The organism is Collinsella aerofaciens (genome assembly GCF_015555045.1).
Lineage (GTDB): Bacteria > Actinomycetota > Coriobacteriia > Coriobacteriales > Coriobacteriaceae > Collinsella > Collinsella aerofaciens_W.
Window position 1 is genome coordinate 73,984 of the sequence record NZ_JADNJQ010000003.1, and the last position, 13,342, is coordinate 87,325.

The following is a 13,342-nucleotide window of genomic DNA, read 5'->3' on the forward strand; positions in this document are numbered from 1 at the left end:
CATTTAGAAATCATCGGGGGAGAGCGTATGGACGAACTCGTCGAACTTCTCGAACTCCTGCTCGTCGTCGACTTCCTCGGCGCGGGTAGAAACAGTGCCCAGGCGATTCATGATGTCGTCCTCCACAAACATGGGAGCATTGCTGCGCACGGCAAGGGCAATGGCATCGCTGGGGCGGGCGTCGATCTTGCGCTCCTCGCCATCGGCCAGTACGACGATTGTCGCGTAGAACACCGGCGGCTCGGCGCGAACGATCTCGATGCGCTCGAGTTTGGCGCCCAGGGCGCCAACAGTATCGAGCAACAGGTCATGGGTAATCGGGCGCTCGGCGCGGCCGCTATCGATGCCACGGCTAATGGCAGCAGCTTCAAACGAACCAGTCTGAATGGAAAGGGAACGCAGCGGCGCGGGCGAGTCCGATTTGCTGCTGCGCTCACGAAGCACAATAAGCGACGGCACGGGACCGGCGGCCATGACGATGGTCTCTATGTCGACACGAACCATGGAACACCTCCGGTACGTAGCGGTTAACACGCGGCAGCCCGCCGCATTGAATAGCTATACTACCCAATCTTTCGCACAGCACACAAAACCAAAATGAGATTTATCGCAGACAAGAAAAAAGCCCCGAGGCAACGCCCCAGGGCTCTTCACAGTTTTGATGGTGGACCTGACAAGATTCGAACTTGTGACCTCCCGGTTATCAGCCGGACGCTCTAACCAACTGAGCTACAGGTCCATCATGGTGGAGGTTAGGGGGATCGAACCCCTGACCTCAGGCTTGCAAAGCCCGCGCTCTCCCAGCTGAGCTAAACCCCCACGGAGACAGTAATAAACACCCCAGCGGCGACTCGGCTCTCGCTGGGGTGTTTATTGCGAAAGAAAGTGGTGGACCTGACAAGATTCGAACTTGTGACCTCCCGGTTATCAGCCGGACGCTCTAACCAACTGAGCTACAGGTCCATCGCGCAAGGGATATATTAGACGAGTCGTTACGCGCGCGTCAACAACTTTTTTGAAAATCTTTGAGGGGTGTCGGCCCCGGCTGCCCGGCGGCATGCGAAGTCGCCTGCTCGGACAGTCCTGCTCACACGGAGAGCACATTAAGTGCTCTCCGGCTCGTGCGGAACTCGCGATCGACTTCGCATGCCGCCGGGCAGCCGGGGCCGACGCGGGGTTCAAAGGTTTTCAAAAAAGCGGTCGGCGCGCAGTGCGCCGACCGCCGATATATGGGGTCTGATATTTTCTAACAGTTAGGGCCTCTTACTCGTCAAGGAGATCTTCCGGCATGTCGTTGCCGTCGCCTAGATCGACAGGGGTTTCTTCGGGGGCGGAGCCGTTTTCTGTGGCTTCGCCTTCGGGCTTCTCTTTGGCGGCTGTCATGCGGGCCACGGCGCAGATGCGGTCGTTGTCGTCGACGGTCATCATCTTGACGCCCTGGGTGGCGCGGCCAGTCTGGCTGATTTCGTCGGTCTTGACGCGAATGACCGTCGCGCCCTCCGTCACGATGAACAGCTCGTGCTGCGGGCCCACCGTCTTCATGGCCGCGAGGTTACCCTTACGCTCGGTCATTTGGATGGTGTAGACGCCCTGGCCGCCGCGATTCTGCTCCGGGTAGTCCGCAACCGGCGTGCGCTTGCCGTAGCCGCGCTCGGTGATGACGAACAGATCACCGTTGCCGTTAGTGACTTCCATGCCCAGAACGCTCACGCCGTCCTTCATACCGATACCGCGAACGCCGCTGGTATCGCGGCCGGTGGCGCGCACCTGCTCCTCGGAGAACATGATCGCCTTGCCCGCGGTGGTGGCCAGGATAATCTTGTCGCCCTCGCGCACGCGGCGCACGTTTAGCAGCGCGTCGTCGTCACGCAGGTTGATAGCGATCAGGCCGTCGCGACGGCTGCGGTCATACGCGCTCATCACGGTCTTCTTGACCATGCCGCTCTTGGTGGCAAACATCAGATACTCGTCGGCGGGGAACTCGCGGCAGCTGATGACGCTCGCGATCTTCTCGCCCTCCTCGAAGGGCAGCAGGTTGACGATCGCGGTACCGCGCGCCTGGCGCGTACCCACCGGCAGCTCGTGCACCTTCAGTCGATAGACCTTGCCCTTGCTCGAGAAGAACAGCACGTACTCGTGCGTGGACGCGATGAACATCTCGTCGATGACATCGTCCTCTTTGAGGTTGACGCCCGACACGCCCTTGCCGCCGCGTTTCTGGGCGCGGTAGGCGGCCACCGGGATGCGCTTGACATAGCCGGTGTGGGTGATGGTCACGACCATGTCCTCGTCGGCAATGAGGTCCTCGACGTCCAGGTCCTTCTCGACCTGGCTGATCTCGGTGCGGCGCTTATCGCCAAACTTCTTGGAGATCTCGCGCATCTCTTCCTTAATGACGCCCAGGATCTTCTCCTCGTGCGCCAGCAGGTCCTCGTAGTAGGCGATGGCGCGGCGCAGGCCGTCCAGCTCTTCCTGAATCTTGTCGCGCTCCAGGCCGGTCAGGCGGCGCAGCTTCATCTCGAGGATGGCCGTGGTCTGCTCGGGCGTAAAGCCAAAGCGCTCGATCAGGCGGCTGCTGGCCTCGGAGTCGGTCTGCGAGGAACGGATGATGCTGATGACCTCGTCGATATGGTCAAGGGCCATCAGGTAGCCCTCGAGGATATGCGCGCGGGCCTGGGCCTTCTTAAGGTCGAAGCGGGTGCGTCGGGTGACGACGTCGACCTGGTGGTCGATGTAGTGCTGCAGCATCTCGCGCAGGCTCAGGCATTTGGGAACGCCGTTGACGAGCGCCAGGTTGTTGGCGCCGAAGGTCGTCTGCAGCGAGGTGTACTTGTACAGGTTGTTGAGCACGACCTGCGGGATGACGCCCTTCTTGAGTTCGATGACCAGACGGATACCCTTCTGGTTGGACTCATCGCGCATATCAGAGATGCCCTCGATGCGCTTGTCGTTGACGAGCTGGGCGATCTTCTCCTGCAGGGTGCCCTTGTTGACCATGTAGGGAATCTCGGTAAAGACCAGGCGGCTGCGGCCGGTCTTGGTGGACTCCACATGTGCCTTGGCACGCACGGTAATGGAGCCGCGGCCGGTCTCGTAGCTCTGCTTAATGCCGGCGCTGCCCATGATGATGGCGCCGGTGGGGAAGTCCGGACCGGGCATGATCTGCATGAGCTCGTCGACGGTGGCGTCGGGGTTGTCGATCAGGTAGCAGGTGGCCTCGATCGCCTCGGTGAGGTTATGCGGGGCGATGTTGGTGGCCATGCCGACGGCGATGCCCTGGCTGCCGTTGACCAGCAGGTTGGGGAAGCGCGCAGGCAGTGCCACGGGCTCGGCGAGCGATTCGTCGTAGTTGGGCTGCCAGTCGACGGTATCCTTCTGCAAGTCACGCAGCAGTTCCATGGCGGGCTTGGCCAGGCGACTCTCGGTGTAACGCATGGCCGCCGCGCCGTCGCCGTCGATGTTGCCGAAGTTGCCGTGACCGTCGATGAGCGGCGTGCGCATGGAGAACCACTGCGCCAGGCGGACCATGGCCTCATAGACCGCGAAGTCGCCATGCGGGTGGTACTTACCGATAACTTCGCCGACCGTCCAGGCTGACTTCTTGTGCGGGCGGTTGGGGTAGATGCCGCTCTCGTTCATCGCGTACAGGATGCGGCGGTGCACCGGCTTTAAGCCGTCGCGCACGTCCGGCAGGGCGCGCGCCGTGATGACCGACATCGAATACTCGATGAACGACTGCTTCATCTCGCGACCGAACTCCGAAATCTGGAGCTGACCGCCGTTGATATCCTCGCCGGCCGAGGCACCACGGTCGACTTCGCCAAAGCTCTCCTCGAGCTCGGCGTCGTCGTCCTCTTCCTCATCATCATCGGCATCGGGGTTATAGGCGTCCGGGTCGCCGTCCTCGCCCTGCTCAGCACGGGCAAGCAGGCGCTTCAGATCATCGGGCATACCGGCATCGCCGGCCTCATCCATACCCTCATTGTTGTTGATATCGTCTGCCACGTTACCTCCTCTTAAGCGTCAAGGAATCGTGCATCATGTGCATGCTTCTCGATGTACTCGCGGCGATAGCCGACCTCGGAACCCATCAGCTCGCGCACGGCGCGGTCCGCCACCACGGCGTCCTCGATCGACACGCGCTGCAGAATGCGGGTCTTGGGGTCCATCGTCGTCGAGGCAAGCTGCTTGGGGTCCATCTCGCCCAGGCCCTTGTAGCGCTGGACGGTATAGCCCTTGCGCTTTTTGGTAATCTTGCCGTCCTTGGCCTTGCCGTCCTCGTCGTTATCGTCGGGGTTCAGGCCCAGACTCTGGATGGTGTCGCGCAGGATCTCGTCTTCGGGCTGGCGGCCGTTGGGATACACGTAGTGGATCTTGTTGCGCACCTTAATGCCAAAGATGGGCGGGCAGGCAACATAGACGTAGCCGGCATCGATCAGCGGACGCATGTACTTGTAGAAGAACGTCAGCAGCAGGATGCGGATATGCGCACCGTCGACGTCTGCATCGGTCATGATGATGATCTTGTGGTAGCGCGCCTTGGTGATATCGAAGTCGCCGCCGTCGCCGGCACTCGTCGTGACGCCGCAGCCGATCGCGGTAATCAGCGACTGAATGGTGTCACTCGAGAACGCGCGATGGTCACCAACGCGTTCGACGTTCAAAATCTTGCCGCGCAGGGGCAGAATCGCCTGGATGTCTCGGCGACGGCCGTCCTTGGCCGAACCGCCTGCCGAGTCGCCCTCTACGATGAAGAGCTCGGTCAGCTCGGCATCGCGCACCGAGCAGTCGGCGAGCTTACCGGGCAGGGACGCCGTCTCGAGCAGGCTCTTGCGACGGGTCGCTTCGCGCGCTTTGCGGGCGGCATTGCGCGCCTTGCAGGCCTGTTGCGCCTTCTTGACGATCTCGCGAGCGGGCTTGGGATGCTCCTCGAGGTAATCGGCAAGGCCGTCGGTCACGATCTTGAGCGTGAGCGCGCGCATATAGGAGCTGCCGAGCTTGGCCTTGGTCTGACCCTCAAACTGCGGGTCGGGCAGCTTGACCGAGATGACAGCCGAAAGGCCCTCGCGCACATCGTCGCCGGTCAGGTTGGCGTCCTTTTCCTTGAGCAGATTCTGCTTGCGTGCGTAGTCGTTGATTACGCGGGTGAGCGCGGTGCGGAAGCCCTCAAGGTGCATGCCGCCCTCGGGAGTGTAGATGTCGTTGGCAAACGACATGACGTTCTCGCCGTAACCGCTATTCCACTGCAGGGAAACCTCGACCTCGCCCATCTTGGTCACAGGCGCGTCCGGGTCCGATTTGCCCTCGATGTAGATGGGCTCCTTAAAGGCTTCGGGGACGTCCTTGCCCTCGTTGAGGAACTTGACGAAGTCAATGATGCCGCCCTCGTAGCAAAACTCCTCCACATGGGGAGTCGCCTCGCGCTCGTCGGTCAGCACGATTTTGAGGTTCTTATTGAGGAACGCCGTCTCCTGCAGACGGTTGTGCAGCGTATCGAAATCGTAGATGCAGGTCTCGAAGATCTCGTCGTCGGGCCAGAAAGTGACGGTGGTGCCCGTCGAATCCGAGGTGCCCACGACCTCCATCTTCTTGACGGTCTTGCCGCGCGAGAACTCCATCTCGTAGGTGTTGCCGTCGCGACGAACCTGAACGACCACGCGCTTGGACAGTGCGTTGACGACGGAGATGCCAACGCCGTGCAGGCCGCCCGAAACCTTATAGGCCGAGTTATCGAACTTACCGCCGGCGTGCAAGATCGTCATGACGACCTCGAGCGTCGGGATCTTTTTAACAGGGTGCTCGTCGACGGGGATACCGCGACCGTTGTCGACGACCGTGATGGAGTTGTCGGCGTGGACCGTCACCTGGATCTCGGTGCAGAAACCGGCCATGGCCTCGTCGACGGAGTTGTCAACGATCTCCCACACCAGGTGATGCAGACCGCTGGCGCTCGTCGAGCCGATATACATGCCCGGGCGCTTACGAACGGCCTCGAGACCTTCGAGAATCTTAATCTCGCCGCCATCGTAATCGTTTTCGTTTGCCACACGTCCTCCTTCAGTCAAGAAAATGTGTACAGCCTTACTAGTTTATCGTAAAAAAATACCCTCGGGAACGAGGGTATTTGGCTCTACAAGGCCACCAGATGCGATTTAAGGCTCTTTTTTGCTTTGCACGCCCTTGGCCCACTCGGCGCTGGCTCTCATGGCATTCTCGAGGGCCTCGCGCAGTTTTTGGTCTTCGATGGGCGCCACTTGGCGCTCGATCTCGGTGCGCTCGGCCTCACTTAGGTCGGCGTGCGGGGCCGACGGGCGCTCGGTCGTCGCCGGGCGCAGGCGCTCCTTGGCGGCGGGCGGCGTGTGACCGGGCGCGGTGGTTTTGAACACCAGGCCGTCCACATGCGCACCGGCGCGCTCCATGCGCGCGCGAATGATCTCGCGCAACAGCGTCATTTCCTGCGTCCACGAGGGCGAGTCGAGATATACCAGCAGCTCATTGGACTCGGGCAGGTAGCGCAGGCCCGTCACATGCCGTCCCTCGCGCGTGCCCGAGCACACCGCGTTCCACGCGCGATAGACCACGCGCGACTCCTCGGCAGCCTCCATCTGCGCACGGCGCTCGGGCGTTGCAGCCGCCAGGATGCGCTGGCGCTCTGCGTTCAAAAACCCACTGAAGGCGACCGTTTCGCTCTCGCGCTCGTAATTAGCACGTCTCACCCATGCTCACCACCTTGGCTCGATCAAGCAGGTCATCGGTAAAGTACCCCAGGTTGGTCGTGGTTATGACCGTCTGGATATCATCGCCGATCAGCCGCAGGAAAGCACCGCGGCGTTCGCCGTCGAGTTCGCTCATCACGTCGTCCAAAAGCAGCAGTGGGGCGGTGCCCAGGACATCGCGAGCCACGGCCACCTCCGCCACCTTCCAGGCCAAAACCAACGTTCGCTGCTGACCTTGGCTGGCAAATGAACGGGCGGAGCGGCCCGCCACGGCAAACTCAATCTCATCGCGATGCGGTCCCACCAACGTCACGCCGCGGCGAATTTCCTCGTCGGCGCGCTCATCAAGGGCAGCCAGCATGCGCTCGTACGCCCAGCCCTTCAGCTCTTCGCGATCCTCGACCTGGGGCAAATCCCCCAGCGTGGACGCATAGGACACGTTGGCGGCTTCACCGGACGCCACTTGCCCGTAGGCAGTACGCACATGGCCCGCCAGCCGGTCGAGCAGGGCCAACCGGTGCACGAGCAGGGCCGAGCCCGCGCGGGCAATCGAATCGTTCCACGCGCCGAGCATCTCGCGGCAGCACCAGGTCTCCTTGAGCAAGGCGTTACGCTGGGTCACGCAGCGCCCATAGGCGCTCGCAAGATCGGCATAGCGTGCGCTCAGCTGCATGCCAAAGTCATCGAGGGCGGCGCGGCGCACACTGGCGCCTCGCTTAACCATGTCCAGATGGTCGGGGCAAAACAGCACACTCGGCAGAACGCCGCGCACACCGGCGGCAGAGCATCTCTTGCCGTTGCGGCTAAACGAGCGCTTACCGTCCTCCGCGCTCAATCCCATATCAAGTACGCGGCCGTCGCCCTCGAGCCTCAGCTCGGCCTTGCACGAGCCCACGCCGTCATGGACGAGCTCGGCTGCGGTCGGATGCCTAAACGAGGCGCCGCTCGTCAGCAGCTGCAGCGCCTCTATAAGATTGGTCTTTCCCGCCGCGTTGGGTCCCGCAAGTATCGTCACGCCCTCGTCCAGGGCAAGGCGATAGCTATCGAAGCTGCGGTAGTGCGCGACGGAAAGATCGCGGGCGAACATGGTCATGGCGCAGCGCTAGATGCGGACCGGCATGACCAGGTACAGGTAGTTGATCTTGTCGTAGGACTTGAAGATACCCGCCTGCGAGTAGCTCTTGAGCTCCAGCGTGATCTCCTTCTCCTTGGACAGGGCGTTGAGGCAGCCGAAGATGTAGTGGTAGTTGAAGGCGATGGTACCCGACTCGCCCTCGGCCTCGACATCGATCGTCTCCTGCGCAAGGTCCTGGTCATTGGAAATGGAGGACAGGCCCATCTGCCCGTTCTCGACATCGATCTCGAACTTGACGGCGGGGTTGGCGCTCGCGATAACGGCCACGCGCTTGAGGGCGGCGTTAAAAGCGGCGACATCGATCTTGACGCTCGTCACGCACGAATCGGGGATGAGCTGCTTGTAGTTGGGATACATGCCCTCGATGCGGCGCGACACGTAGGTGGTGTTGCCGGCCTCGAAGACGACCTGGGTGTCGGTAGCCCCGATCATGATGGTCGCCTGGCTGGCCATGATGTTCAGCGCGTCGTTAAAGGCGTCAGCCGGAACGTTGAGCTCAAAGGAGCCCTCGAGGGTCGAGGTCTCGACCTGCGTATCGCACACGGCCAAGCGGAAGGAATCGGTCGCCACCAGGCGCACGGTATTGTTCTCGACCTTCATGTGCACGCCGCCCAGGATGGGGCGGGCCTTGTCGGTCGAGGTGACGCGCCACACGCGACCGACCATTTCGGACAAGATATCGGTCGGCAGCTCCACGGCGCTCTCGATGGCATAGGCCGGAAACTCGGGGAAGTCATTGGCATCGAGCGTGTTCAGCCTAAAAGAGCTCTTCTCGCAACCAATCAGCACCTGGCGCTCGGACAGCTCAAAGGTGACCGGGGCATCGGGGAGGGTCTTGGTGATATTGGAGAGCATCTTACAGGGGATAACCATCTCGCCCTCTTCTTCGACATGCGCCGCGATGCGATGACGGATCGAGATGGTGTAGTTAGAGGTCTGGAATTCCAAGATGCCGTCTTGGGCCTTGACGAGCACGCCCGACAGGATGGGAAGGGTGGATGCCGAAGCGACACCCTTCATAACGACGCCGATGGCTTGTGTAAGCGAGCTCTGGCTGACGGTGAACTTCATCTTTTAATACCTTTCTATAGATATAAATATCTTAATAATAGTAATAGCACTGACGAAACTGTTGATTACTCCCAAAGACGCAGGTCAGACCCAGAAAGAGAATCGACAGCAACCTGTGTGCAACAGGGGTGGTTTTCCACGTTCAAAACCTGCGTAAAACTTTTCATCACCGCGGGTTGGGTTTTAGACACCTTATGCCCGTGGTTTCGACAAGTTTTCAACAGGTGTCTCTATTTCCCTACGAGCGCAGTGTAATTTTATCGCGCAGCGACTTGAGGTCTTCGGTGACGGTGCGGTCTTCCTGGATCATCTTCTGGACCTTTTTGTAGCTCGTGCTGACGGTCGAGTGGTTGCGGTTGCCAAATTCGGCGCCCACCGCCGTGGTCGTCATCTCGCACATCTCTATGGCCAGGTAGATAGCGATATGGCGTGCTTTGGCGATATTGGCGTTGCGACGCGGGCCGATGAGCTCCTCGTGCGTCACGCCGTACTGCTCTTCGATGACGGACTGAACCGTCTGGACGTTGATCTTTTTGGCCGATGTGTCGAAGTACTGGCTGGCGATGGCGTCGATATCGTCAAAGGTGAGCTCCCCGCCCTCGCGCTCGCGGTCCCCCGCCTCGCCGGCACAGCGCTCGCAAAAGCTCTCGAGTTCGCGGATGTTGGTGCCCGAGACTTCGGCCATGTGTTTAAAGTGCTCGTCGGTCAGGTGCCCGCCGTCGCCCCCATAGGCCGCCAGCAGCGAGTCGTCGCCTGCCTCGGGAGCGGCGACGATGGTGTTCTCGTAATAGCGCTGCAAGATCTTGTATTTCATCTCGTAGCTGGGCTCTGCGACCAGGCAGAGCATGCCGGCGTTGAAGCGGCTGGTCAGACGCTCATCCATGCTCAGGTCCTTGGGGGCGCGGTCTGCCGCGATGACGACCTTCTTGTTGTTGCGGATGAACTCGTCCATGAGCTGGAAAAAGTAGTCCACGCTCGCGCGCTTGCCGATGATGTTTTGGATGTCATCGATGATGAGCACGTCCACGCCGTGGTACGCCTGCATGATGGGGGCGTTGCTCTTCTTTTGGCGGTCGAACTCGGTCATCAGGTCGTCCAGATATGCCTGGGAGTTGGCATACTTGACCTTGATCTCGGGCGACTTCTCGGCGAGCTCGTTTTTGATGGCAAGCAGCAGGTGCGTCTTGCCCAGGCCCGATTTGCCGTAGATGAACAGTGATGTGCATGTGCCGCGCTCGTCCGCGAGGGCGGCAAACTTGAGTGCCGAGCGATAGGCATGGCTGTTCTCTGGGCCGTAGACAAAGTTCTCAAAGGTAAATTTTGAGTTCGCGGCGAGCGGGGCTCCATCCGTATTCTGCTCGGCCGGCACGGTCGGTGCTGACATGGGTGAAGCGGGGGTCGCAGCTTGCGTGGGTTTAGTCGGCGCTCCGCCCTTCATCTGGTTCATCATGCGACGAAAATCATCGGCCGAGAGCGTGTTCTTGATTGCAATGCCCGAATCAGCGCCCGCCGCTGCGTCGTGAGCGATGGGCATGTGCGTGACGGGTGCGTTCGTTGACGTCGCCGCCGCGGTTGGCAATGGTGCCATGGTTTCACGGGAAACATCACCGTGCTGGTGCTCGATTGTCGGCGCGTCGCCTGCGGAGGCCGGCACCGCCGGGGAAGCAGCGGGAGCCGTGGCGGGCGCCGTCGCGGCAGCGGATTCCGTCGCGGCGCCTTGCGGTGCCACGATGTCGAGCGCAATCGGTGCAAAGGCGATTTCTTCCAGATAGGCCTCAATAGTCGGCTGATGCTTTTTGAGCTGCGCGATGGCAAAGCGCGAGGGCGCCTCGATCGTGAGCGTATCTTCGGTCAGGCTTATGGCGCGCGATTGCCCCAGCATGTTGATGAGGCGTGCATCTTGGCCGTCGCGCTGGCAAAAGGCGATGGCATCCCCCAGGATGATGCTTGCTTCCTCGTCCACTGTCTCTCCCGTTCTTTAGCTCTGAGCTCGCACGCGAGCGGCGCCGAGTTCGGTCAGATGGTATTTCTGGCCATGCTTGATGGCCAAGCCAGCCTGCGCCAAGTCATTGAGCGTGCGTGACCAAGTGGGGGCCGAGTTTCCAAACGCCCTCGCAAGATCGGTTGCGCCGCACGCTTGATTTTGCGCCAGATAGCCCAGCGCGGCGTTGCCGCGATCGCTTACGAACACGTCCGGTTGTGGCTGTGCATACTGATTTACTGCATTAGGATACATCATTTGAGCTGCTGGCTGTTGAGAACTCTGCGTCGGCGGCATTTGCTGTTGAAAACTTTGAGGCCACTGTTGGTAAGGCTGCGGAGGCGTCTGCTGGGCCCAGGGGTTGTACTGCTGCTGCGGCATCTGCTGGTACGGCTGCTGATATCCCTGCTGGTACTGCTGCGGGAACTGCTGGCCATACCCCAGTGGCGGCATCTGCTGATATGGATATCCCTGTTGGTACGGCTGATAGCCCATTTGCTGGCCACCCGGCGCCCCCGTCGCCTGCTGCATTGCTGCTGCATCCTGATCAGCCAGCGGCATGGCCTCTGGCATGTTTGGCGGCATCGACATAGATGCCGCCTGGGGTTCTTGTGTGGGAAGCATTCCGGGCTGCTGCATCTGTGCCACGGGGGGCTGCACCTGCTGCGTTGCCATGGGCTGCTGCGCAAAAGCTCCCGGCAGGGGATATGTGGGCTGTTCCGTCTCGGGCCGCACGGCAGCGCCGCGTCCGCCGGCACGCTCGATTTCCTGCACGCGTTTAGGGTTCAGGCTTACCGTAACCACGGTGCCGTTGCCCATGTTGTCCTCGATGGATACGGCACCGCCGGCGTTTTCCAAATACTCCTGCACCATGGGAAACCCTGCTCCGGTTCCACGGATATAGCGCTTCATCTTGCTGTTTGCGCTGGTAACGCCAAAGTCGAAAGCACGTTCCTTGTCGTCGATGCCGGGTCCTTGGTCAGCAAAGCGGATGGTGTCTCCGCCGTCCAGAATTGAGATGATGGGCTCGGCAAAGTGTGCGTGGATAAAGTTTTCGACAATCTCGCGGATGACCATGAGCGAGATGTGGCCACCTTGTTCTTTCATGCACTGGTAGACGGTGTTGGTCGTCTCTTCCAAATACGTGCGGACATCTTGCGGATCAATGACGATCACCCGCGGTGTCGACAGCATGTCGTCATAGACGGCGATGCGCGCGGCGTACATGGCTTTTGGCGCCTGCGTGGTCGTCTGCTCGCCTTCCGCACGCTCTTCGCGCACGCCGGTGATGTGCTCGTTGTCGGGTGCCGGGTCTCCGGAATCGACCATGGTGTAAAAGTCGTCAGACATGCCGCTCGCAATCTTTCAAAAGGTTTCGAACAAATAGTAGCTCACCGTGCAACGTTTCTCATCTTTCGACAACTTTTCAAAACTTGTTGAAAACTTTGGAAAACTGGCGAAAGGTTCTCAACATTGCCAACATGACCTGTTGAAAACTCGATGAAATATCGTGAAAGGTTGCCATGAGGCGCAAATTTCGGTTGTGCTTATGGGGGAACCGTGTGAACTGCGCAACCTTTTACCTTTGATTTCTTGACATTTGAACATTGATTTCCCTACAATCTTCAAGCTCACGTGTCTATATCTGCGTCCGCGCTCCCGCGGACACTCGAAATGCAGCAGGAGGAACTTAAGATGAAGCGTACGTATCAGCCTAATAAGCGTAAGCGTGCCAAGACCCATGGCTTCCGTGCCCGTATGGCCACCAAGGGTGGTCGTGCCGTGCTCGCCCGTCGCCGCGCCAAGGGCCGCAAGCGTCTCACTGTCTAGCAGCGATACACACATCTCGCATGAAGACTATTAAGTCTCGGCAAGATTTCGAGCATGTGTTCAGTCAGGGGCGTCGTTTCAATCACCCTCTGATTCGAATGACCATATGTGAATCGGTTGGCGAAGGCGACTCCGGAAGGGTCGCCTTCGTTGGTGCTAAACGGCTCGGTTGTGCAGTTGTGCGCAACCGTTCTAAGCGTGTGATGCGCGAGGCCGCCCGCAGCTGTGGATTTCCCGTTGCGGGTTATGACATCATCTTGTTCGCAACTCCCAAGACGAGGGTTTCCTCGCCGCAGGAGATGGACAAGGCATTGCGTTCGCTTGTGAAACGCGCCGGCGTTGCCGGGGAGGAGCGATGAGCAATCACGTTTTGCGACGTGTTGCCATCGCTCCTATTCGCATATATCAACAGGTTATTTCGCCCTTATTGCCTGACGCCTGCATTTATTACCCAACGTGCTCGCAATACGCCGTCCAGGCGATTGAGAAGTACGGTGTTTTGAGAGGCTGCTGGCTTGCCGTGAGGCGCATCGCTCGCTGCAATCCCCTGCACGTCGGCGGTTATGACCCTGTGCCCTAGCGGGCACTCGCTATCGGAGGAAAACTTAC

General features: G+C 60.2%; 11 protein-coding genes and 3 tRNA genes. 3 read left to right on the forward strand and 11 right to left on the reverse strand.

All coding sequences use genetic code 11. The features are described 5' to 3' along the window. Positions 1 to 3: 3 nt before the first annotated feature. The 11 genes from I2E45_RS02140 to I2E45_RS02190 all read right to left on the reverse strand — a co-directional run bounded on the left by I2E45_RS02140 (position 4) and on the right by I2E45_RS02190 (position 12,253). The gene (locus I2E45_RS02140; RefSeq protein WP_006235839.1) at positions 4 to 504 is read right to left on the reverse strand and encodes a bifunctional nuclease family protein; all 501 of its coding nucleotides are present in this window, start codon (positions 502 to 504) and stop codon (positions 4 to 6) included. A 158-nt stretch (positions 505 to 662) separates the two neighbouring features. After that, positions 663 to 739: transfer RNA gene (locus I2E45_RS02145), tRNA-Ile, on the reverse strand. 4 nt (positions 740 to 743) lie between these two features. Continuing rightward, a tRNA-Ala gene (locus I2E45_RS02150) sits at positions 744 to 819 on the reverse strand. 67 nt (positions 820 to 886) lie between these two features. Beyond that, positions 887 to 963: transfer RNA gene (locus tag I2E45_RS02155), tRNA-Ile, on the reverse strand. A gap of 300 nt (positions 964 to 1,263) precedes the next feature. Continuing rightward, positions 1,264 to 3,975 carry a DNA gyrase subunit A gene (gene gyrA / locus I2E45_RS02160; RefSeq protein WP_195444080.1) on the reverse strand — a complete coding sequence of 904 codons (2,712 nt, stop codon included), beginning with the start codon at positions 3,973 to 3,975 and terminating at the stop codon, positions 1,264 to 1,266. A gap of 41 nt (positions 3,976 to 4,016) precedes the next feature. Beyond that, positions 4,017 to 6,047, reverse strand: coding sequence for a DNA topoisomerase (ATP-hydrolyzing) subunit B (gene gyrB, locus I2E45_RS02165; protein WP_055310298.1), 2,031 nt, complete (start codon positions 6,045 to 6,047; stop codon positions 4,017 to 4,019). A 105-nt stretch (positions 6,048 to 6,152) separates the two neighbouring features. Next, positions 6,153 to 6,716 carry a DciA family protein gene (locus I2E45_RS02170; protein ID WP_271742068.1) on the reverse strand — a complete coding sequence of 188 codons (564 nt, stop codon included), beginning with the start codon at positions 6,714 to 6,716 and terminating at the stop codon, positions 6,153 to 6,155. Further along, positions 6,703 to 7,809: a DNA replication/repair protein RecF gene (gene recF, locus I2E45_RS02175; RefSeq protein ID WP_195444043.1), complete on the reverse strand. Its 1,107-nt coding sequence runs from the start codon at positions 7,807 to 7,809 to the stop codon at positions 6,703 to 6,705. Before recF ends, I2E45_RS02170 begins: the two co-directional genes overlap by 14 nt. Before the next feature lie 9 nt (positions 7,810 to 7,818). Next, complete coding sequence (gene dnaN / locus I2E45_RS02180; protein WP_138341047.1) at positions 7,819 to 8,922, reverse strand: DNA polymerase III subunit beta; 1,104 nt, start codon at positions 8,920 to 8,922, stop codon at positions 7,819 to 7,821. A 238-nt stretch (positions 8,923 to 9,160) separates the two neighbouring features. Then, entirely contained in the window at positions 9,161 to 10,885 is a 1,725-nt protein-coding gene (locus I2E45_RS02185) for a DnaA ATPase domain-containing protein (RefSeq protein WP_324249324.1), read from the reverse strand. 15 nt (positions 10,886 to 10,900) lie between these two features. Then, complete coding sequence (locus I2E45_RS02190; RefSeq protein ID WP_195444045.1) at positions 10,901 to 12,253, reverse strand: ATP-binding protein; 1,353 nt, start codon at positions 12,251 to 12,253, stop codon at positions 10,901 to 10,903. 345 nt (positions 12,254 to 12,598) lie between these two features. On the opposite strand from I2E45_RS02190, the gene rpmH reads away from it, so the two are divergent. Genes rpmH through yidD form a run of 3 tightly spaced genes read left to right on the forward strand, consistent with a single transcriptional unit; the run spans position 12,599 to position 13,313 of the window. Further along, complete coding sequence (gene rpmH / locus I2E45_RS02195) at positions 12,599 to 12,733, forward strand: 50S ribosomal protein L34 (protein ID WP_019127408.1); 135 nt, start codon at positions 12,599 to 12,601, stop codon at positions 12,731 to 12,733. A gap of 20 nt (positions 12,734 to 12,753) precedes the next feature. Next, positions 12,754 to 13,092 carry a ribonuclease P protein component gene (rnpA, locus tag I2E45_RS02200; protein WP_195444047.1) on the forward strand — a complete coding sequence of 113 codons (339 nt, stop codon included), beginning with the start codon at positions 12,754 to 12,756 and terminating at the stop codon, positions 13,090 to 13,092. Beyond that, positions 13,089 to 13,313, forward strand: coding sequence for a membrane protein insertion efficiency factor YidD (yidD, locus tag I2E45_RS02205; protein ID WP_022093804.1), 225 nt, complete (start codon positions 13,089 to 13,091; stop codon positions 13,311 to 13,313). The genes rnpA and yidD overlap by 4 nt, the downstream gene beginning before the upstream one ends. Positions 13,314 to 13,342: the final 29 nt, after the last annotated feature.

What these genes read in the sequence shown, in the direction of transcription:
- I2E45_RS02140 (WP_006235839.1), bottom strand. Translation starts at nt 504, where the DNA reads ATGGTTCGTGTCGACATAGAGACCATCGTCATGGCCGCCGGTCCCGTG.
- gyrA (WP_195444080.1), bottom strand. Translation starts at nt 3,975, where the DNA reads ATGGATGAGGCCGGCGATGCCGGTATGCCCGATGATCTGAAGCGCCTG.
- recF (WP_195444043.1), bottom strand. Translation starts at nt 7,809, where the DNA reads ATGACCATGTTCGCCCGCGATCTTTCCGTCGCGCACTACCGCAGCTTC.
- dnaN (WP_138341047.1), bottom strand. Translation starts at nt 8,922, where the DNA reads ATGAAGTTCACCGTCAGCCAGAGCTCGCTTACACAAGCCATCGGCGTC.
- I2E45_RS02190 (WP_195444045.1), bottom strand. Translation starts at nt 12,253, where the DNA reads ATGTCTGACGACTTTTACACCATGGTCGATTCCGGAGACCCGGCACCC.
- rpmH (WP_019127408.1), top strand. Translation starts at nt 12,599, where the DNA reads ATGAAGCGTACGTATCAGCCTAATAAGCGTAAGCGTGCCAAGACCCAT.
- rnpA (WP_195444047.1), top strand. Translation starts at nt 12,754, where the DNA reads ATGAAGACTATTAAGTCTCGGCAAGATTTCGAGCATGTGTTCAGTCAG.
- yidD (WP_022093804.1), top strand. Translation starts at nt 13,089, where the DNA reads ATGAGCAATCACGTTTTGCGACGTGTTGCCATCGCTCCTATTCGCATA.